The following is a 19,633-nucleotide window of genomic DNA, read 5'->3' on the forward strand; positions in this document are numbered from 1 at the left end:
CGGTATTTGAAATGGAAGCAACAACACAAGATCCGCGTTCCCCACATGCGTGGGGATGAACCGTGGAAAACCGCAGCGGATATTATTGATTGGTCGCGTTCCCCACATGCGTGGGGATGAACCGAATCAGTTTGGATGTTCGCTATGGAACCAGCTGCGTTCCCCACATGCGTGGGGATGAACCGAAACACTACAGATTACGAGGCCTGCAAACAATGCGTTCCCCACATGCGTGGGGATGAACCTCAACCACGACCCAGACGCGATTGCGATGCACAGCGTTCCCCACATGCGTGGGGATGAACCGTCCCATACAGCAATCAAAATATATGGGGATACGCGTTCCCCACATGCGTGGGGATGAACCGTTTTTGGGGTATATAGAGCAATACCTCAAAAAGCGTTCCCCACATGCGTGGGGATGAACCGCTCGCCTTTTATTGGAGAATTTGGAGACAGCCGCGTTCCCCACATGCGTGGGGATGAACCGAGCGCGCTGATAAATTGGAGCGAGATTACGCAGCGTTCCCCACATGCGTGGGGATGAACCGGCTTTAAAGACTATCTGCCAACCGATGGGAATGCGTTCCCCACATGCGTGGGGATGAACCGCCATGGCGAACAACAGCAGTAATTGAAAGTGAGCGTTCCCCACATGCGTGGGGATGAACCGGTCGGAGCTGTACTCATAGGACTGGCCAGCATGCGTTCCCCACATGCGTGGGGATGAACCGTTTGGGCCCGGGGGCGGATCAATATAACCACCGCGTTCCCCACATGCGTGGGGATGAACCGTAGATCATCACCAAAAACAACGACCACCACCAGCGTTCCCCACATGCGTGGGGATGAACCGGAAAATGTAAAAACATACGAACATGAGGCTGCGTGTTCCCCACATGCGTGGGGATGAACCGTTTAAAAGAAAATGATGATGCAGGACTGTTATGCGTCCCCCACATACGTGGGGATGAATCGTTCGAACCAATTTATTCATATTCAAACTTACAGAGTTCCCCTTCAACTATTGGGACGGGGGAAGAGGCGATGTTTATGAATTGGTTTCCCGAACTAATAGGTGTTTTTTCTTTTCAAGAGTGATCACCGCATAATTTTTATCATTTGCACGTTTGGTGCTGTCCACCAAAGAAGAACAATTTCTGTTTTGAATACGCAAAAAAGAGAGTGATAAGAAATCTCAGCAAAAAACAGGATATGCATTTTTTATAAAGCGATTGATTCCGTCCTAATTGTTATCAAGCGAGTATTTAACGCGCTGATGCAGATTGAAAAATTGATGTTGCGTAATAGCGGCTGCCTTGTGCAGATAGCCAAGCTTTAACTTAATTCCCTCCCATTTGATCCACATCAGCCCCCCAACTTGTATTTTTGCCGTATCAGGCAACACTTAGGCTACTGTCATTTTTACGAAAAAAGGATAGCAACCGGGTATGAGCGATGAGTCGGTAATGGTGGCGCTGGAGCAAGTCTCTTTTGGTTATGGGGCGCGCAAGATTTTGGACAACATCACCCTGCGCATTCCACGCGGTAAGGTGGTGGCGATAATGGGTGGGAGTGGCTGCGGTAAAACGACTATTCTGCGTTTAATTGGCGGGCAGGTGCGGCCAACAGCGGGCAGGGTGTTGGTGGACGGACAGTCGGTGGCGGAGCTTAATCAGCAGGATTTGTTTCTACTGCGGCGCAAAATGGGCATGTTATTTCAAATGGGTGCGCTGTTTACTGATCAAACCGTGTTTGAAAATATTGCCTTCCAAATGCGCGAGCACACCAATTTGCCGGAGGATGTCATTCGCAGCTTGGTGCTAATGAAATTACACGCGGTGGGTTTGCGCGGTGCACATGGGCTTATGCCTTCTGAACTTTCTGGCGGTATGGCGCGGCGGGTGGCATTGGCGCGCACCATTGCGCTGGACCCGCAATTAATTCTTTACGATGAACCTTTTGCGGGCCTTGACCCTATTTCCCTTGGCGTAATCGGGCGCTTGGTGCGGCGTTTTAATGATGCACTGGGCGCTACCTCTATTGTGGTGACTCACGATATTAAAGAATCCCTGAAAATTGTGGATTACGTTTATATGATCGCCGATGGCAGTGTAATTGCCGAAGGTACTCCCGCGGATATCACCCAGTCTGAACATCCGTTTCTTGCGCAGTTTGTTAATGGCAAAGCCGACGGCCCCGTGCCGTTTCATTACCCCGCGCCGGATTATGCGCAGCAATTATTGGAGCCTTCACAATGAAATTTTTATTGCAGGCGGTGGAAGCGCTAGGCCGACAGGTTACGGGGCGGTTGATATTGCTTGGTGCTATTTGTCGATTTTTTATTTCTGTCGTGGCTATGTCTGCCATGTGTTTACGCAGGCCTTGGTTAGTGGTTCGGGAAATTTACTTTATTGGTGTGCTCTCGCTGTTAATTATTATGGTTTCGGGTTTGTTTGTGGGCCTGGTGTTGGGCTTGCAAATGTACGACACACTGGAGCGTTTTGGCTCTGGTGATGGTGTGGGTATGGTTGTGGCGCTAGCCTTGGTGCGTGAGTTGGGGCCAGTGTTATCAGCATTGTTATTTTCCAGCCGCGCGGGTTCAGCGGTAACTGCCGAAATTGGTTTGATGAAGGCTACGGAGCAATTAACCGCGTTGGAAATGATGGCGATTCAACCCGTTGCGCGAGTGATTGCGCCACGTTTTTGGGCGGGTGTTATTTCACTGCCACTGTTGAATGTGATTTTTTGTGCGCTGGGTATTGGGGGCGGTTATTTGGTAGCGGTGCAATTATTGGGCGTGGATGCCGGCACCTTTTGGTCGCAGATGCAAAACGCGGTGGATTTTCATCAGGATGTAATGAACGGCATTATCAAGAGTATTATTTTTGCTTTTGCGGTGAGTTTGATTGCGGTTTATGAAGGTTATTCGGCTGTACCTACTGCTGAAGGTGTTTCGCGCGCAACAACGCGCACTGTGGTGGTTTCTGCGCTGGTAGTGCTAGCGTTGGATTTTGTATTGACAGCATTTATGTTCAGAGGATTTTAATCATGAGTCGCACCGCAGTGGATTTGTGGGTGGGTTTTTTTGTCGCCTTGGGTTTGGCGGCAATTGTTTTTTTAGCCTTGAAAGTGGCGAATCAATCCAGCTTTCGCGCAGCGCCCAGTTATGAAGTGCAGGCCTATTTCAGCAATATTGGCGGATTAAAAATGCGTGCGCCGGTAAAAAGTGCAGGCGTGGTGGTGGGGCGCGTAACTCATATTGAATTGGACACTGACAGTTATCAGGCCAAAGTCAGCATGGCGATTGAAAACCGCTATCAATTTAGTGTGGATTCATCGGCCAGCATTATCACTTCGGGTTTGTTGGGCGAGCAGTACGTTGGTATTGATGTGGGCGCAGAGGAGGAAATGCTTGAGGCGGGCGACACTATAGAATTCACTTCATCTGCACTCTTGTTGGAAAAACTGATCGGCCAATTTGGATTAAATTCGGCTTCTGGTTCCGCCACACCAGCGCCTGCTGCGGCGTCTGGCACAGAAGTAGGAGAGGGGGCTAACCGTGAATAAAATTGCATCAATATTGCATCAAAAAAGCATAACTATTTTTTTACCAGCGATGGTTTTTTTGCTGTCGATCACTGCTTGGGCACAACCGGCTGGCACCCCCAAGGATCCGGTAGTGGTAATGCAGGCGGCGATTGAAAAAGTCTTGGCGCAATTAAAAACCAATGAGGCGCTTTATCAGGAAAATCCTGAGCAGTTGCGCGCGCTGGTTGCTGAGTCGGCCCTGCCGTATTTGGCCACTACGCGTATGGCGCAGTTGTCGCTAGCCAAACATTGGCGCAGCGCTTCGGCGCAACAGCGGGAAGTATATTTGCGCGAGTTTCAGCGCTACCTGATTCGCACTTACACCAAAACACTTTATCTCTATCGCAATACACAGCCTGAAATGTTGGGACGCGATAATAAAATGGGTAATTCGTCCGAGTCCAAAACTACTCTGAAAATGCGTGTTAATAATGAGCGCGGAGAACAGGTGATTCTTTTTCTGCGGCTGGAATTGCACCAGCAAGAGTGGAAAATTGTGGACGTGAATGTGGAGGGCATCAGTTTGGTGGTGACTGCGCGCGGCGCATTTGATGAAGAAATTAATCGCATCGGTCTGGACGCATTCCTTCAGCATTTAACGGAACAAAATAATCAGGCGGCAACAAACCATGAGTGAGATTCAGGTGCATGAGGGGGTGATTTTTGTGCGCGGCGAGGTCAGCTTTGAAACACTCAGCCAATTGCGCAAAGCCTTGACCTCCAGTATCCAGCCCGGTGTACACACACTGGATTGCAGTGATACCGGCAAGGTCGACTCCTCCATAGCAGCGCTGTTGTTGGCAGCGGTAAGCCTGGCTCATGCGCAAGAGTTAAGCCTTGTGGTCAGGCAATTGCCATCTGCTGCCAGTAAACTGCTCAAACTCTATGATCTGGATGGCATTATTCATTGCCAGTGATTCCGTACAGAAGTTTGTGTATCGATCATTCGCATCAGTCTGTTTATACTCTGATTGATTTTTTTGTGGCTGACGTTTCTCGCGGCCGATTCTTCTTGCGGATGAGACTTCATGAAATACGACATAGTCGTTATAGGTGCAGGTATTCAAGGCGCTGGTGTGGCTCAGGCAGCGGCAGCGGCGGGCTACTCGGTTTTAGTGGTCGAGCAAACAGCACCGGCAGCGGGCACTTCATCCAAGTCCTCTAAATTAATTCATGGCGGCTTGCGCTATTTGGAATCGGCCCAGTTTGGTTTGGTGCGCGAAAGTTTGCGCGAGCGCGCCTTATTGCTGCGCCTTGCGCCCGAGTTGGTAAAGCTGCGCCCATTGCATATTCCTGTTTATGAAAATTCCACACGCACAGCGCTGACTATTCGCACCGGGCTAAGTTTGTATGCGACTTTGTCGGGGTTTGATCGCAACAGTTTATTCAGGCAGTTACCTCACGCCGAGTGGGATCAGTTGACAGGTTTAAACCAACAGGGGCTCAAAGCTGTTTTTCGTTACAACGAAGCACAAACTGACGATGCCGCGCTGACGCGTGCGGTGCTGCAATCGGCGGTGCTGTTGGGTGCGGATTTATCAATGCCTGCGCGTTTTGTGGGGGCTGAGCGCAATGGCCAGTGCTGCAAGGTGGATATAGAAACGGATGCTGGTCAGCAGCAATCCATCAGCTGCCGGGTATTGGTGAATTGCGCTGGCCCCTGGGCGACAGAGGTTTTATCCAATATCAAGCCGGCGGTGAAACATCCACCGGTAGAACTGGTGCAGGGCAGTCATTTATTGCTGCCACCGCTCTTGTCCCAGTACTTTTATCTTGAAGCCCCCAGTGATCAGCGCGCCGTGTTTGTACTGCCATGGGAGGGGAAATTAATGGTGGGTACTACCGAAAAACCCTATCAGGGGCGTCCGGATCTGGCCTACTGCAGCGAGCAGGAACAGGCCTATTTACTGGCTACTCTCAAGCACTATTTCCCGGCCCTGGCTCTCGATGACACTCAGGTAGAAACCTTTGCCGGTTTGCGTGTATTACCCAAGAGCGATAAAGCGGCATTTGGTCGCTCGCGAGATGTGATTTTTTCGGTAGACGATGAGCATCATCCGCGGGTGCTGAGTGTGATGGGGGGCAAGTTGACCACCTACCGTGCAACGGCTGAGGCGGCTCTTGCGCGCATCATGCCTTCGCTCCCCACCAAAGAGCGGCGCGCCGATACCCGGTTGGTGTCGCTGATTCCTGTCCATTAAAATCCCGTCATCCGTTTGGTGTTTGTACCAGCAGTTTTTTTGCGCTTGGCCGTTGGTCTGGCGCTTTGCTGCCGTTAAAATGGCGGCCGTTTTTGTCCCCCTTTGGTTTTGCCTCTTTGGTCAGCGGTCTCACCGCTAAGGACTCCTTGTGAATTTTACTGGCGCGCACATTCTCTCCATCAAACAATTTGAACGCGCGGATATCCAGCGCATTTTTGACGTGGCCGATGCCATGGAACCCTATGCCCTGCGCCGTAAGGTCACGCGCGTATTAGAGGGGGCGATTTTGGGCAATATGTTTTTTGAACCCAGTACCCGCACCCGGGTGAGCTTTGGTTCCGCCTTTAACCTGTTGGGCGGCAATGTGCGTGAAACGACGGGTTTTGAAAGTTCATCCCTTACCAAAGGCGAGTCGCTGTTTGATACCGCGCGGGTGTTGTCTGGCTACAGCGATGTCATTTGTATGCGCCATCCCCAGGCCGGTTCAGTGGCGGAGTTTGCTGAGGGAAGCCGCGTTCCGGTGCTCAATGGTGGCGATGGCGCCAATGAGCACCCAACCCAGGCTTTGTTGGATTTGTACACCATCCGCAAAGAGCTGCGTTCCAATGGTCGCGGTATCGATGGCCTGCGCATTGCCATGATTGGCGATTTAAAACACGGCCGTACCGTACATTCGCTGTGTAAATTGTTGTGCCTGTTTCAAAACGTCAGCCTGTGCTTGGTATCACCCAAAGAGCTGGCTATGCCGGAATATATAGTGGAGGAGCTGCGCGCCGCAGGCCACAAGGTGGTGATTACCGATGAGCTGGCGTCCAGCATCGGCAATATTGATATCGCCTACTCAACCCGCATTCAGGAGGAGCGTTTTGCCAGTAAGGAGGAGGCTGATTTATATCGCGGCCGTTTCCGCCTGAATCAATCCATTTACACCCAGTACTGCGAACCCAATACGGTGATTATGCACCCGCTGCCGCGTGATTCCCGCGCCGATGCCAATGAGTTGGATAATGACTTGAATGCCAATCCGAACCTGGCAATTTTCCGTCAGGCCGATAATGGTGTGTTGGTACGTATGGCACTGTTTGCGCTGGTGTTGGATGTGGCGGATCAGGTAGACAAGTATGCACGCGAGGTGAATTGGTATAACTCGCTGCGCAGCAATTAATCAGTTTGAAATACAGCCCGGTCAGCAGTCCGGGCATGTAATGTTATGGTGTCGGCCCACCGGCGATTAGTGTGTATCGTTGAGCAGTTTGACGATGGCATTAAGCAGGGCCGGTGCGCTGAGGCTCTTGTCAAAAAAGCGGGTGATTTTTAATTTGTCGCCCAGTGCTTCCAGTTCCGCATCCTTTTGCTCACTAACCAATGCCAGCTGACAGTTAGCTGTTTTGGGTGTGCGCGCCAGCCAGTTGCATAACTCTATGCCCGCCTGGGTATCAACAATTCCTGTGCCTAGCAGAATTAAATCCGGGTGTAGCTCAACTGCCAATTCCAAGCACTCGTGATGGGTTTCAGCCGTCAACAAATTGAAGTGTGCCTGCAAGCAAACGCTGAAATGGCGGATCAAATCCTGATCGGTATCCGCCAATAAAATGGTTTTGTGAGTTGCGACTTCTTCCACCCAGCTTCTGTTGCGCCCCGCACGCTTGGCTTTATACAAGGCGCGGTCGGCATTTTTGATTAGCTCTTCCAAGTCATGGCCGGTGGTGCGTAAGCAGGTAGCGCCGCCAATGCTCGCGGTTACCCAGGAATCGGTGGGCGATATATCGTGGCGGATCTTGAGTTCAGCCAGCGCCTCACCAATCGATTCTGCGACGCGCATAGCGCCTTTGGCATCGGTTTCTGGCAGCAACACAATAAACTCTTCGCCACCATAGCGCCCGAGGATATCACTGGTGCGATGCAGGCAGCCCTTGATTGCCTGACTGACTTTTTTCAAACAGCTGTCACCGGCCGGGTGGCCGTAGTGGTCGTTGAACAATTTGAAGTGATCTACATCGATCATCAAGGCGCTAATCGGTTGCTGATGGCGCTTTGCCTGTGACCACTGCTGCTGCGCCAGCTCATTGAAGGTGCGGCGATTGTAGATTTGGGTGAGGCTGTCCAGTTGGCTAAGAGCTTCTAACTCAGCATTGAGCTGGTTGAGCTGGTCGCGCATTTCAGCGATGCGTTCCATAGCGCGGATTTTGGCTTTAATGATCATAAAGCTCACTGGCTTGATGAGGTAATCATCACCACCCGCTTCGATACCTTCGCGGTAGTTTTCATCCTCGTTCAAACCGGTTACAAAAATAATTGGAATCCAGTGGCCGGCAAGCCATTCGCGGATCAGGCGGGTAGTTTCAAAACCATTCAGGCCGGGCATTTCCACGTCCATAATGATCATATCTACCGGCGTATTTTCGAGCAGTTGCAGCGCTTCTTCGCCGCTGCGGGCAATTAGCGGCTCGTGGCCCGCGTCGATGATGTAGCTGCGCATGGCATGGCGCAGGGTTGCACTGTCTTCAACCAGCAAAATTTTCATAGGGCAGGGAGGGTAGTCTGGGCAGTTAGCACACAGCAGAGTGTAGCCGCTAAACGCGCGTTGTATATTATGTTTTGGCGCTATTTTAAACATCGCTCGCCGCTGCGTTAAGCAATTGCATAAGCAGGCGACAGTTTTTTGTTGGCTTCGCTGTGTGTGTCACAAATCAATCAGGAATGAGCCAAATATATGGCGGATTAATCATCCTTATTCATCGGCATGATCTACATAAAACCATTTGCCCAAGCTTTTGGTGAAGCGGGAAATTTCATGGTGCTGCCGGAGTTGCCCCTGCTGGCGATAGATAGCGACAAACTCCACTATGCCTGTGTCGTCCTGTTCACCGCCTTGTTGGGTGGCAAGAATTTGTAAGCCCAGCCAATCGCAGCTTTCAGCCCAGGCGCGAATATCGTTCTTGTTAGAGCGTAGGCGCTGCTCTGCACTCCAGGTATCCCAGAGGTAGTCAACCGCCACTAAACTATGGGCGCTGTAACGGGAGCGCATCAAGGCTTCGGCAGTGGGCGCGTTACGCTTGCGCTGGATAAAGTCCAGGCAGCATTCCTGCAGTGTTTTTGTGCTGCCACAAGGGCAGGGGGCGTGAGGGTTGTGGCTGGCTTGTGGTGGCATTTTGCGACCCTTTTCGGTATTTTGTGCGCCTATTTTGGCCGGCAACGCACACTTATGCAAAGCACACCCAATACCAGCACATTCGGGATGGCATGCCTGCACGGATTGCCCCGCCAGACACAAACTGCAGTTAAAACTCGCATTAGCCCTACCAGATGACTCCCGTTTATGACTGATTTTGATGATATTCGCCCCTACCGCGATGACGAAGTTCGCCCTACGCTTAATCGCCTTTTAGCTGACCCGGAATTTACCGATGCGGTTGCGCGCCTGCGTTTCCCCAAGGCGAACCAATGGTTTGGTTGGGCGCTCAAACCCTTGGTGAAAGCCAAATTGACCCAGCAGTTGGCGTCCATTAATGACGTTGAAGGCTTTCAGCATGTGGTAGAGAAATACATGGCGAGCATGATGGCAACGCGCGTCAAAGCGCTCACCTCCTCGGGCTTAGATAAGTTGGATAAAAAAACCGCGTATCTATTTATCAGCAACCACCGCGATATTGCGATGGACCCGGCATTTGTTAACTGGGTGCTCTACCACAACAACAGCAATACCCTCCGCATTGCCATTGGCGACAACCTGCTCACCAAACCCTTTGTGTCTGACTTAATGCGCCTGAACAAAAGTTTTATTGTGAATCGCTCGGCGCAGGCGCCGCGTGAGAAATTAAAAGCTGCAAAATATTTGTCGTCTTATATCCATCATTCTATTTGCAACGAGCACTCCAGTATTTGGATCGCCCAGCGCGAAGGCCGCGCCAAAGATGGTTTTGATAAAACCAACTCCGCAGTACTGGGGATGATCGCCCTGAATAAACCCAAAACCGAAGAATTGGCGACCTACATTCGCCAACTGCGCATTGTGCCGGTATCCATTTCTTACGAGCTTGATCCTTGCGATGCGGCCAAGGCGCGCGAATTGTATTTGCAGCGCACCCAAGGCAGTTACCAAAAAGAAGAGCACGAGGATGTCAAAAGCATCGCCATGGGAATTGCGGGCGACAAGGGCAATGTGCACCTGGCGTTTGGCGATATTTTGGATGCGGATTACCGCGATACCGATGAGCTGGTCGCCGCGCTGGATAAACAAATTCTGGGCAACTACGTGCTGCATGCCACCAACTGTTTTGCCTACGAAATGCTGCACAACCAAGTGCCTGCGGTGAATTATGGGGTTAACAACACACCTTATAACCCCGCGCAATTAACCGCAGAAAAAGCCGCATTCGCCGCACGCATGGCGGCCATTCCCGAAGGGCAGCGTGAAATTGCGCTGGGCATTTATGCCAACCCGGTGGTGAGTAAATTGAGCAACCCTATCTAATGCTTAGCGATGATCTGAAAAAACAGATTCAAACGGCCTACAGCACTTTTTTGGAAAATAAAGGCTTGAAGCCGCGCTACGGCCAAAAATTGATGATTGCCGAAATTGCCAAAACCCTCGGCAGTATCGAACTGGATGATGAAAATCATCGTTTGATTGAAGAGCGCGCCGGCGGTCATATTTGTGTGGTGGAGGCGGGTACGGGCACGGGTAAAACCATCGCTTATTTATTGCCGGCCTTGGTCGTGGCAAAAGCGCTTGGTAAAAAACTGGTGGTGTCCACGGCTACCGTGGCGCTGCAAGAGCAGATTGTGAATAAAGATTTACCGGATTTGCATCGCAACAGCGGGCTGAATTTTTCTTTCACCCTCGCTAAAGGGCGCGGCCGCTATTTGTGTTTGAGCAAGCTGGATAATTTGATTGCCGAATATGAAAGCGGCATCAACCCCACCCAAGCGTTGTATGAAGATGAATACCCCAGCGTTTCTGCGCAAAGCATAAAACTCTATCAAAATATGGTGGAGTCACTCGCCGCGAATAAATGGAATGGCGAGCGCGATACCTGGCCACAAGCGCTGGAGCAAAATGAGTGGCAAATTATTACCACGGATCATCGCCAGTGCACTGGCCGCCGCTGTTCCAATGTAACTGTGTGCAGTTTTTTTAAAGCGCGCGATTCGATGCACGCGGTGGATTGTATTGTCACCAATCACGATTTAGTGCTTGCCGATCTAGCCCTCGGCGGCGGCGCTATTTTGCCTGCGCCGGAAGACGCAATTTTTGTCTTTGACGAAGGCCATCATCTGCCGCAAAAAGCGCTCAGCCACTTTGCGCACCACAGTCGCATGCTCTCCACCAGCAAGTGGTTGGATCAATGCAACAAAGCCTTGGGTGCCATACTCGGCGCGGTGAGCGGCGCTGGCAATGTGGATCGCTATGGCGAGCAGTTGCCTGCGGCCTTAATCGACTGCAAACAGCGACTGGATCAACTCTACCCGGTGTTTGATCAACTCGCGCAAACCATTGCTTTTGATGATCGCCAAAATCACTACCGTTTTGATAACGGCGTTATTCCGCAGGATTTATTGGTTCCCTGTGTGGAGTTGTACAAAGGTTTTGATCGCCTGAGCGAACTGCTCAAAAAAATGTGCGACGAATTAAATCAGGCCATGGAAGACGCCCACTGCCCAGTGCCCAAAATTGATTTGGAAAATAATTACCCTGTGCTCGGCACCTGGCAGGCGCGCGCAGAAGCTAATCGCGATTTATGGGCGAGTTTTGCCACGCCCGATAAACCCGGCAGCGTGCCCAAAGCGCGCTGGATCACTCCGGTCGATAACAGCGGCAGTTTGGATTTGGAAATTTGCTCAAGCCCAATTCTCGCCGCCAAAACCCTGGAATATAGCCTGTGGGAAAAAGCCTGCGGCGCGGTGATTACCTCAGCAACGCTTACGGCACTGGGCAATTTTCAGCGTTTTCAAATGCGCGCCGGCACACCGGCAGATGCGAATTACCACGTAGTGCCCAGCCCGTTTAATTTTCAGCAAGCCACACTGGAAATTCCCTCGGCGGCGGTGGAAGCCACCAATGCCGATGTGCACACCCTTGCGATTATCGACGACCTACCCAATTTGATTGACCCCGATGCCGGCACGCTGGTTCTGTTTTCATCGCGCAAACAAATGCTGGATGTGTTGGAAGATATGCCGCAAGACTTGCGCGAGATTATTCTGGTGCAGGGCGATCACTCCAAACAGGAAATGCTGGTGCAGCACAAACAGGCGATTGATGGCGGACGTGGCAGTGTGTTGTTTGGTTTGGCGAGTTTTGCCGAAGGCGTGGATTTACCGGGCAAATATTGCACCCATGTGATTATTGCCAAATTGCCCTTTGCCGTGCCGGATGATCCGATTGAGGCGTCATTATCGGAATGGATTGAAGCGCGCGGCGGCAATGCGTTTATGGAAATTACTGTGCCCGATGCCTCGCTGAAATTAATTCAGGCCTGCGGCCGTTTGCTGCGCACCGAGACTGATACCGGCAAAATCAGTTTGTTGGATCGACGCATTATCACCAAACGTTACGGCAAAGCGATTTTAAATTCGCTGCCACCTTTTACCCATATTGTGCACAAATAAACGAGTGAAACCTTAATGACCAACCTGCATATTTCCGTTGCGGCGGTATTGATGGATGTGGAGGCTGAGCTGCGCCGTTTGCAGTTGTGGGAAGCAGAAATGATTGCTGAGGAAGCGCTGGCGAGTACCGAACCTTTTGCGCTGGATACCATGACTTTTCCGCAATGGCTGCAATTTATGTTGCTGCCGCGCCTCTATGCACTTATCGAACAACAACAAGATTTACCCGGTTATTGTTCGGTGGCGCCTATGGCGGAGGAATATTTTTCGGTGCTGAATTTACATTCCGCGCCACTGGTGGCGCACTTGCAAAAAATTGATCAACTGCTGACGCGCAGCTAAGCATTGCGGCAGGCTTACGCCTCCGCAATCGCTCCTTTATTAATTCCTTCATAGGCTTTCACGCGCACAAAACTCTCAGGGTTCTCCTGGCGGGTTTTTTGTGCGATGTGGTGCGCAATAAATTCAACGGTAGTGTCGGTATCCAGCAAATAGCAGCAGCGCTGGGGCAGGGTAATCTCGAATTGCCCCTGCTCGGCGTTGTAGGCAAAGTGATAATAATCCACACCTTGATGCTGCGGTTTTGCCACTAAATCTTCACGGGTTCCCAAATAAATATCACGCCATTCATCGGCCCACTGTTGCTCCAGTTTGGGGGATTTTTTGCCATTAGCCCAAATGTCGATGCGCGAGCGGTGCCCATGGGCAATGCGCTGGCAATTACCACGGTGCTTTTTTAAACCGTGGCTGTAGTGATAGTAAGCACCATTGATGGTTTCCAGGGTGAAGTCTAGCTCCAGGCGCGCCACACTCATCGGGAAGTGTTGTTTAAGCTGGCTAATGCACCATTGCGCCACCGATTCTTCGGTGAGTATTTCTGCATCTACCAAGGCGATGGCATCGCGCGGGGAGCGGGTATGTAAGAACTCGCCTTGGTCGCCAAACTGCCAGTGAATACTCAAAAAATCACCGTCTTCTTCAATGCGAATGTGCGGTGATTGAGTGGGCACTGCCAAACGGTGATCCAGTTCAGTATCCAGCCAATGGCGGATCACTTTTTTCACTGTGCCGAAGTCGCACACCATGCCTTGTTCATCCAGCTCGCCGTGTAAACGCACGTTTGCCAGCCAGGTTTCACCCAGCAAACCACGTTGGGGATCCAGAAAACTGAAATCGACATTGGTGAGGTTATCGACAAACAACAACATAAGATTGGCCACTCAACTAAATAGAGAAAACGTTGGGCGCTATGATATCACTTAGTCTTGCCAAGCGGGCCTGATGCTGTTTTAAGGCTGGGTAAGCGTTTGAAAATGCGACACCTCGTTATCGCAAATCACGCAGTGCTGGGCTATCCTGAACGGATTGAAAATGCGTTGCACGAGGGAATCGCACAAGGTGAAGTCTGTGCTGGGAAGTTGGGTCAAAGTCGCTGGTCGACATTTGTTTTATTCTGGCGTGGTTGTTTTACTCTCCACGCCTTTTTTTGTTGCTTCGGCATATGCGTCCGAGGCGAGCTTGCGTGTTGCGTTTGTCTATAACTTTTTAAAGTTTATTGAGTGGCCCCAAGCCAAAAATCAACCAATATCGCTATGTGCCTTGGGTGCTGGTGAAGCGACCCGCCAGGCCTTGGCGCAGGTTGAAAAAAAGTCCCGTCAGCAACGCCCCGTCCATATCATCTACCTCGACAATAACGCCGATGTAGGAAATTCCCTCGATAGTTGCCAACTGGTTTACCGGCCAGTTAGTGGTGAACACCTGTTATTGCCTCAATTGTTGCCTTCGGGGGTGTTATTGGTTGCCGATGAGCCAAGTGCTTCCGACAGCCAGGTAGGTATAGCGCTTATTCGTACCACTGATAACCGCATCGAGTTTCTCATCAATAAACAGGCGGTAATGCGCTCCGGGGTGAAGATCAGTAGCCAGCTGCTCAAACTGGCCAAAAAACCTAAAACGGAGCGTCGCTAACTATGCCGCAGATGACGCCCGGTACCTCGCTCACACGTAAGATCAGCTTGCTTGCCATGCTGCTAACTAGTATCGCGGTATTGGGTGCAGCACTCGCAACCAGTTGGCAGCAGTACAACTATCTAGTCACCCAGGTAAACAATCAGCTGCAAATTCTGGCGGAGGCAACTGCGCTGAATATGGCTGCGCCAAGTATGTTTACCGACCGGGATGCAGCGCAGCAAACCCTTGCCGTATTGCGCGTGGAACCCAAGGTGACGGCAGCGCGCCTGATGCTGTCCAATGACCAGTTATTGGCGGAGTACCGGGCATCGTCAGTTACTGGGCATCCCGTTTACGATACCCAGGTCAGGGCAGAAGTTTTCTGGGCGGATGAATCGCTGGGTTACTTGGAGCTTGATGTCACGTTAAAACCACTGCGCCAACAATTTTATGGCCAGATTGTGTGGGTGTTGGCGGCGGCGTTGGTAGCGCTATTGGTATCTGGCGTTTTGGCCTGGATGCTTATCTCTCGCGTTATGCGGCCTTTGGGGAGTTTGAGTGAGCTGGCGCAGCGAGTGGGTGATCAAGGGCATTACGATGCGCGTGCGCCCGAGCCTGCCGTTCAAGATGAAGTGGGGTTACTGACAAAACGCTTTAACGCCATGCTGGATCGCATTGAAATGCAAGACAGTGAGTTGCGCCAGAATCAGGAATTGCTTGAGCAGCGGGTACTCGAGCGCACCCTGGAGCTGCAGTACGCGCGTGAACTGGCGGAGGCCGCCAGTAAGGCTAAAAGTGATTTCCTGGCGGTGATGAGCCATGAAATTCGCACACCCCTGAACGGTATTATGGGGATGACGGGCCTCTTGTTGGAAACATCTCTGGATAGCAAGCAAAAACGTTTTGCCCGCGTCGCGCGTCGCTCCAGTGAAGACTTGTTACTTATCATCAACGATATCCTTGATTTTTCCAAAATCGAAGCCGGCAAGTTGGAGTTGGAGTTAATGCCATTCCAGCTCAATACGTTGATTGAAGATATCGCTGAACGCTATGCCCCGATTGCCCAGGGTAAAGGTCTCGAATTGCTATGCCGAACGCCTGTGCCACCGGTAACGGTCGTGGGCGATGGCCCGCGCCTTGGGCAAGTCATTACCAACTTATTGGGCAATGCAATCAAGTTCACGGAAAGCGGTGAGGTGGAGCTGAGCCTGCTCTCTGTTGCAGACAAAGAAGCGCAATTGCAATTGCGGTTTTCCGTGCGCGATACCGGCATAGGCATTTCACCTGAGCAGAGTGCAAAGCTATTCCAGTCTTTCACCCAGGCCGACAGCTCCATGTCCCGCAAATATGGTGGCACTGGCCTTGGTTTGGCGATCTCCCAGCGGTTGGTGGAAATGATGGGTGGGCAAATCCAGCTGGAAAGTGAACCGGGTAAAGGCAGCCGTTTCTATTTTGATTTATTGCTGGAAAAGTCATCGGCATTGGTAACCAACAGTGCCCCTGTTCCCGATACTCCCGCAATTAAACCTCTACGAGTTTTGGTCGCAGATGATAGCGATGCCGGGCGCGACATCCTCAGTGGTTATCTCACTGCTTGGGGAATTAATCCGGTTTTGGCGGAATCAGGCGCAGAAACGCTGGCACTTCTCAATAAGCAGGCAAAAACCGACGCACCCTTTGAGCTGTTGCTGGTGGACTGGTCAATGGCTGATATGAATGCCAGTGCGATATTGGACAGCTTGGCGGCCTCACCCATTTTTTTGCCACTTGTTGTGATTATCCTTTGTCCTGCGGGCGTGTCTATTCAGGAGTCTTTGGCGCGGCGCGCATTGTTACTGGTTAAACCGGTACGCCAAGCAGAACTACGGGATCTGATCGCCCAGGTAGCTGCAGGTGATTTCATCTATCAACCCTTGAGCGGCAAAGAGTCAGTGACACAGCTCAAACCGATTCAGGCCTCTGCAGCATCGGCAGCATTTGGCGAGTCAACAATTGTGCTGCGCGGCAGGGTTTTGCTGGCAGAGGATAATCTGGTTAATCAGGAAGTGGCGAAAGCTATGTTGCAGCAAATGGGGCTGGAGATAAGCATCGCCAACAATGGCCAAGAAGCGCTGGCGCTGGTGGAGCGTGAATCCTTTGATCTGGTATTGATGGATTGCCAGATGCCAATCATGGATGGTTTTGAAGCAAGCCGCCAAATTCGCGCCTATGAACAGGCCAGCAAATTATCCCCACTCCCGATTATTGCGCTCACCGCTAACGCCATTAGTGGTGATCGTGAATATTGTTTGGCACAGGGCATGAGCGATTATTTAAGCAAGCCATTTTCCCAGCAGCAGCTTGCCCAGATGCTCAGTCGCTGGTTGCCCGAGCAAGCCGCCGATGACGCAGCTGCAAGCCCGACGCTCATTGAAATTGATCAGCAAGTCATTCGCCAATTACAGGCATTGCGTGCCGGTTTGCTGCCAAAAATTATTGGGTTGTTTCGCAATGCTGGCCCCGGGCTATTGAAACAATTAACACAAGCTGTCGCAGAAGCGGACAGTAATTTGCTCTACAAAACGGCACACAATTTAAAAAACAGCGCTGCTAATCTGGGTCTTGTTGATCTGGCTGCAGCCTGTCGAGATTGTGAAGCCAACGCGCGCAATGGTGAGATGGAAAATGCCGCGCATCAGGTTGACAGTATTTTACGGCTCTATGATTTATCGCTAGAAGGTTTGGCGGAATTGGAGCGAAAGGAGTTGTCCGCATGAAAGATACTCACCCAATGTTTGAACCGGAGCGTAATGTTACGCCCGACACCAGCGTGCCGCTGATCACTCTGGGCGACACACGCTCCAGCCTCGTGCTTGTGATCGATGATGACGAAGCGGCGCGCCTGATGACCAACATTACTTTGGAGCAAGCAGGCTTTCAGGTGATGGAAGCGGCAGATTGCGCTTCGGCGCGCGCGCGTTTTGCTGAGCGAAAACCCGATATTGTCCTGCTTGATGTGTTGCTACCCGACGGTGACGGCTTTAGTTTGTGCCGGGAATTGCTGCAGGATCCAAGAGGTCGTGATTTACCGATTGCGATGGTGACAGGTTTGGGGGATATCGAATCCATTCACCTTGCCTACGAATCCGGAGCCACCGATTTTATTACCAAGCCAGTCAGTTGGGGCTCTTTGCCTTATCGATTGCAATTTATTTTGCGCGCTAAAAAAGCATTTCATGATGTGAGTGTGAGCGAAGGTAAAACCCGCGCATTGCTCGCGGGCATTCCCGACATGATTATGCGTATTGATCGCGATGGACAAGTCATTGATATGCAAGTGGGTTCCTACACTCACGAAATGGATCAGTGGGTCAGTTACGATGAAATTAGCGGGGAAGGGCATTTGCCTGCCCCTGTCTATCGCATTCTTGCACCGCAAATCAGGCGTGTGTTTGCGGGTCGTGGCGAGCAATTGGTGGAGTTTGAATGGTCGCCCTCTAATGCTGTGGTGCGCACTTGGGAGGCGCGCATCATGCTGCGCGAGCAGCAAGAGATAGTGATGGTGATTCGCGATATCACCCAGCGCAAACATCAGGAAGCCGAGCTGCGTTTATGGGCCAAGGTGTTTGAAGGTAGCAACGAGGCGATCATGATTTTGGATGCGCAATTTCGCATAGTCCTGGTCAACAAAACCTACGAAAAAATGATGGGTTTTGCCGCTCATGAAGTCCTGGGTGTGGATGCCGCTCAAGTGGGCGCAAGCCAGCATCCACGTGGCTTTTTTCGCAATTTGATTGCAGTGCTTAATGAGCGCGGTGCCTGGCTGGGGGAGTTGTCCAACCAACGCAAAAACGGCGAGGTATTTCCCTCTTGGTTTTCTATTAGTCGCGTATTGGGTGGCGACGGTTTAATTGAAAACTACATTGCGATTTTTACCGATATTTCCGAGCGCAAAAAATCGCGTGAGCGGCTCGACTTCCTTGCGCATCACGATAGCCTTACCGAATTACCTAATCGCACCTTGCTCAATGATCGCCTGGAAATGGCAATCAATACTGCCAAGCGGCGCGAAGAAAAAGTAGGGCTGCTGTTTATTGATTTGGATCGGTTTAAAAATATCAATGATTCACTTGGCCATGCGGCAGGTGACCAAATTCTGCGACAAACAGCCAAACGGCTAAAAAATGTGATTCGCAATGACGACACGGTTGCCCGCTTGGGCGGCGATGAATTTGTGGTGTTATTACCGCGGGTGCAAGACGAGCGAAGCCTTGCGGAGGTCGCGATTAAAGTGCGCGAGGAATTATTAAAACCCTATTCAGTAGAAGAAATGCCCTTACACCTCAGCCCGAGTATTGGCATTGCGGTGTACCCCGATGATGGCGATTCACCCAGCGAGCTGATTAAAAATGCTGACGCGGCTATGTATCTCGCCAAGGAAAAAGGGCGCAACAATTATCAATTTTATACACCGCTATTAAATTCCCGCACATTGGATCGCCTTAAGCTGGAATATGACCTGCGTATGGCATTGGAACTGGGCCAACTTGAGTTGCATTACCAGCCGCAGGTGGATGCCCATAACCAGCGGTTATACGGTGCAGAAGCGCTTATTCGTTGGCGACACCCCGAGCGCGGGTTGATTCCACCCAACGATTTTATTCCCCTGGCGGAGGAAATAGGCCTGATTATTCCTATCGGTAATTGGGTCATCGCCCAGGCGGCTCACCAGCTGACCTTGTGGGAGCAGGCAGGTGTTGCACCTGTAGTTGTCAGCGTCAATATCTCTGCATTGCAGTTTCACCAACCCGGATTTTTGGAGGAAGTACAAACCATCATGCTCGCGGCAGGTGCTGCGCCCCATTCGCTGGAGCTGGAGCTGACGGAGAGTATGTTGATGAGTGATATGGATACGTCCATACAGGTATTGCAGCGTTTTCGTGATCTGGGTTACCGCATCGCTATTGATGATTTTGGTACGGGCTTTTCCTGTTTGAATTATTTGCGCCGCTTGCCGGTAAATATTTTAAAGATCGATCAATCCTTTGTTCGTGACATGCAATCCGATGAGGCTTCGCTGGCAATTGTCAGCTACATCATTCGGCTCGCACAGTCACTGGGTATGGATACCATTGCGGAAGGGGTAGAAACCGAACACGAACTTTCACTCTTGTTGAATGAGGGGTGTAAGTTGGTTCAGGGTTATCACTTTTCCAAAGCCTTACCGCCAGCGCAATTTGATGCCTGGCTAACCCAGTGGTCAGCAGCTTAGGGTTTGCTGCCACTGACTGGCATGATTT

General features: G+C 51.2%; 16 protein-coding genes and 1 CRISPR repeat array (1 of these 17 running past the window's edge). Of the genes, 13 read left to right on the forward strand and 3 right to left on the reverse strand.

All coding sequences use genetic code 11. The features are described 5' to 3' along the window. A CRISPR array of direct repeats spans positions 1-978; the repeat unit is 29 nt; unit sequence GCGTTCCCCACATGCGTGGGGATGAACCG (it extends 149 nt beyond the left edge of the window). A gap of 473 nt (positions 979-1,451) precedes the next feature. The 7 genes from ACFODX_RS15680 to ACFODX_RS15710 all read left to right on the forward strand — a co-directional run bounded on the left by ACFODX_RS15680 (position 1,452) and on the right by ACFODX_RS15710 (position 6,957). Next, positions 1,452-2,261, forward strand: a complete 810-nt coding sequence (locus ACFODX_RS15680; RefSeq protein ID WP_378120864.1) for an ABC transporter ATP-binding protein — start codon at positions 1,452-1,454, stop codon at positions 2,259-2,261. Continuing rightward, positions 2,258-3,049: a lipid asymmetry maintenance ABC transporter permease subunit MlaE gene (gene mlaE, locus ACFODX_RS15685; RefSeq protein WP_378120867.1), complete on the forward strand. Its 792-nt coding sequence runs from the start codon at positions 2,258-2,260 to the stop codon at positions 3,047-3,049. The genes ACFODX_RS15680 and mlaE overlap by 4 nt, the downstream gene beginning before the upstream one ends. A gap of 2 nt (positions 3,050-3,051) precedes the next feature. Then, positions 3,052-3,570: an outer membrane lipid asymmetry maintenance protein MlaD gene (gene mlaD / locus ACFODX_RS15690; protein WP_378120869.1), complete on the forward strand. Its 519-nt coding sequence runs from the start codon at positions 3,052-3,054 to the stop codon at positions 3,568-3,570. Beyond that, positions 3,563-4,228 carry an MlaC/ttg2D family ABC transporter substrate-binding protein gene (locus ACFODX_RS15695; RefSeq protein WP_378120871.1) on the forward strand — a complete coding sequence of 222 codons (666 nt, stop codon included), beginning with the start codon at positions 3,563-3,565 and terminating at the stop codon, positions 4,226-4,228. Before mlaD ends, ACFODX_RS15695 begins: the two co-directional genes overlap by 8 nt. Then, positions 4,221-4,508: an STAS domain-containing protein gene (locus ACFODX_RS15700; protein WP_324258801.1), complete on the forward strand. Its 288-nt coding sequence runs from the start codon at positions 4,221-4,223 to the stop codon at positions 4,506-4,508. The genes ACFODX_RS15695 and ACFODX_RS15700 overlap by 8 nt, the downstream gene beginning before the upstream one ends. 111 nt (positions 4,509-4,619) lie before the next feature. Continuing rightward, positions 4,620-5,792 (forward strand): FAD-dependent oxidoreductase, encoded by a 1,173-nt coding sequence (locus ACFODX_RS15705; protein ID WP_324258802.1) that lies wholly within the window; start codon positions 4,620-4,622, stop codon positions 5,790-5,792. Between the two features lie 148 nt (positions 5,793-5,940). Further along, the gene (locus ACFODX_RS15710; RefSeq protein WP_324258803.1) at positions 5,941-6,957 is read left to right on the forward strand and encodes an aspartate carbamoyltransferase; all 1,017 of its coding nucleotides are present in this window, start codon (positions 5,941-5,943) and stop codon (positions 6,955-6,957) included. A 66-nt stretch (positions 6,958-7,023) separates the two neighbouring features. Here ACFODX_RS15710 and ACFODX_RS15715 read toward each other — a convergent pair whose 3' ends face one another. Continuing rightward, the gene (locus ACFODX_RS15715; protein ID WP_378120875.1) at positions 7,024-8,316 is read right to left on the reverse strand and encodes a diguanylate cyclase; all 1,293 of its coding nucleotides are present in this window, start codon (positions 8,314-8,316) and stop codon (positions 7,024-7,026) included. A gap of 207 nt (positions 8,317-8,523) precedes the next feature. Beyond that, positions 8,524-8,943, reverse strand: coding sequence for a YchJ family protein (locus ACFODX_RS15720; RefSeq protein ID WP_378120877.1), 420 nt, complete (start codon positions 8,941-8,943; stop codon positions 8,524-8,526). Positions 8,944-9,111: 168 nt separating this feature from the next. On the opposite strand from ACFODX_RS15720, the gene ACFODX_RS15725 reads away from it, so the two are divergent. The 3 genes from ACFODX_RS15725 to ACFODX_RS15735 are packed head-to-tail and all read left to right on the forward strand — an operon-like array spanning position 9,112 to position 12,746. Next, positions 9,112-10,266, forward strand: coding sequence for a 1-acyl-sn-glycerol-3-phosphate acyltransferase (locus ACFODX_RS15725; protein WP_378120879.1), 1,155 nt, complete (start codon positions 9,112-9,114; stop codon positions 10,264-10,266). After that, positions 10,266-12,404, forward strand: coding sequence for an ATP-dependent DNA helicase DinG (dinG, locus tag ACFODX_RS15730; protein ID WP_378120881.1), 2,139 nt, complete (start codon positions 10,266-10,268; stop codon positions 12,402-12,404). The genes ACFODX_RS15725 and dinG overlap by 1 nt, the downstream gene beginning before the upstream one ends. A 15-nt stretch (positions 12,405-12,419) precedes the next feature. After that, on the forward strand, positions 12,420-12,746 hold the full coding sequence (locus ACFODX_RS15735) for a YqcC family protein (protein WP_378120883.1): 327 nt from the start codon (positions 12,420-12,422) through the stop codon (positions 12,744-12,746). 14 nt (positions 12,747-12,760) lie between these two features. Here the strand turns inward: ACFODX_RS15735 and ACFODX_RS15740 are convergent, their stop codons facing one another. Beyond that, a complete protein-coding gene (locus ACFODX_RS15740) occupies positions 12,761-13,612 on the reverse strand; it encodes a 6-carboxytetrahydropterin synthase (protein WP_378120885.1) in 852 nt (283 codons plus the stop codon). A 163-nt stretch (positions 13,613-13,775) separates the two neighbouring features. Here ACFODX_RS15740 and ACFODX_RS15745 point away from each other — a divergent pair, with 163 nt between their 5' ends. The 3 genes from ACFODX_RS15745 to ACFODX_RS15755 are packed head-to-tail and all read left to right on the forward strand — an operon-like array spanning position 13,776 to position 19,605. Next, complete coding sequence (locus ACFODX_RS15745) at positions 13,776-14,372, forward strand: YfiR family protein (protein WP_378120888.1); 597 nt, start codon at positions 13,776-13,778, stop codon at positions 14,370-14,372. Positions 14,373-14,374: 2 nt separating this feature from the next. Then, positions 14,375-17,110, forward strand: a complete 2,736-nt coding sequence (locus ACFODX_RS15750) for a response regulator (RefSeq protein WP_378120890.1) — start codon at positions 14,375-14,377, stop codon at positions 17,108-17,110. Further along, positions 17,107-19,605 (forward strand): two-component system response regulator, encoded by a 2,499-nt coding sequence (locus ACFODX_RS15755; RefSeq protein ID WP_378120892.1) that lies wholly within the window; start codon positions 17,107-17,109, stop codon positions 19,603-19,605. The genes ACFODX_RS15750 and ACFODX_RS15755 overlap by 4 nt, the downstream gene beginning before the upstream one ends. Positions 19,606-19,633 lie beyond the last annotated feature (28 nt).

It is taken from the genome of Cellvibrio fontiphilus, from assembly GCF_042646205.1.
In the GTDB taxonomy this organism is placed as follows: Bacteria; Pseudomonadota; Gammaproteobacteria; order Pseudomonadales; family Cellvibrionaceae; genus Cellvibrio; species Cellvibrio fontiphilus_A.

What these genes read in the sequence shown, in the direction of transcription:
- ACFODX_RS15725 (WP_378120879.1), top strand. Translation starts at nt 9,112, where the DNA reads ATGACTGATTTTGATGATATTCGCCCCTACCGCGATGACGAAGTTCGC.
- mlaE (WP_378120867.1), top strand. Translation starts at nt 2,258, where the DNA reads ATGAAATTTTTATTGCAGGCGGTGGAAGCGCTAGGCCGACAGGTTACG.
- mlaD (WP_378120869.1), top strand. Translation starts at nt 3,052, where the DNA reads ATGAGTCGCACCGCAGTGGATTTGTGGGTGGGTTTTTTTGTCGCCTTG.
- ACFODX_RS15750 (WP_378120890.1), top strand. Translation starts at nt 14,375, where the DNA reads ATGCCGCAGATGACGCCCGGTACCTCGCTCACACGTAAGATCAGCTTG.
- dinG (WP_378120881.1), top strand. Translation starts at nt 10,266, where the DNA reads ATGCTTAGCGATGATCTGAAAAAACAGATTCAAACGGCCTACAGCACT.
- ACFODX_RS15720 (WP_378120877.1), bottom strand. Translation starts at nt 8,943, where the DNA reads ATGCCACCACAAGCCAGCCACAACCCTCACGCCCCCTGCCCTTGTGGC.
- ACFODX_RS15715 (WP_378120875.1), bottom strand. Translation starts at nt 8,316, where the DNA reads ATGAAAATTTTGCTGGTTGAAGACAGTGCAACCCTGCGCCATGCCATG.
- ACFODX_RS15755 (WP_378120892.1), top strand. Translation starts at nt 17,107, where the DNA reads ATGAAAGATACTCACCCAATGTTTGAACCGGAGCGTAATGTTACGCCC.
- ACFODX_RS15700 (WP_324258801.1), top strand. Translation starts at nt 4,221, where the DNA reads ATGAGTGAGATTCAGGTGCATGAGGGGGTGATTTTTGTGCGCGGCGAG.
- ACFODX_RS15740 (WP_378120885.1), bottom strand. Translation starts at nt 13,612, where the DNA reads ATGTTGTTGTTTGTCGATAACCTCACCAATGTCGATTTCAGTTTTCTG.
- ACFODX_RS15735 (WP_378120883.1), top strand. Translation starts at nt 12,420, where the DNA reads ATGACCAACCTGCATATTTCCGTTGCGGCGGTATTGATGGATGTGGAG.
- ACFODX_RS15680 (WP_378120864.1), top strand. Translation starts at nt 1,452, where the DNA reads ATGAGCGATGAGTCGGTAATGGTGGCGCTGGAGCAAGTCTCTTTTGGT.
- ACFODX_RS15745 (WP_378120888.1), top strand. Translation starts at nt 13,776, where the DNA reads ATGCGTTGCACGAGGGAATCGCACAAGGTGAAGTCTGTGCTGGGAAGT.
- ACFODX_RS15705 (WP_324258802.1), top strand. Translation starts at nt 4,620, where the DNA reads ATGAAATACGACATAGTCGTTATAGGTGCAGGTATTCAAGGCGCTGGT.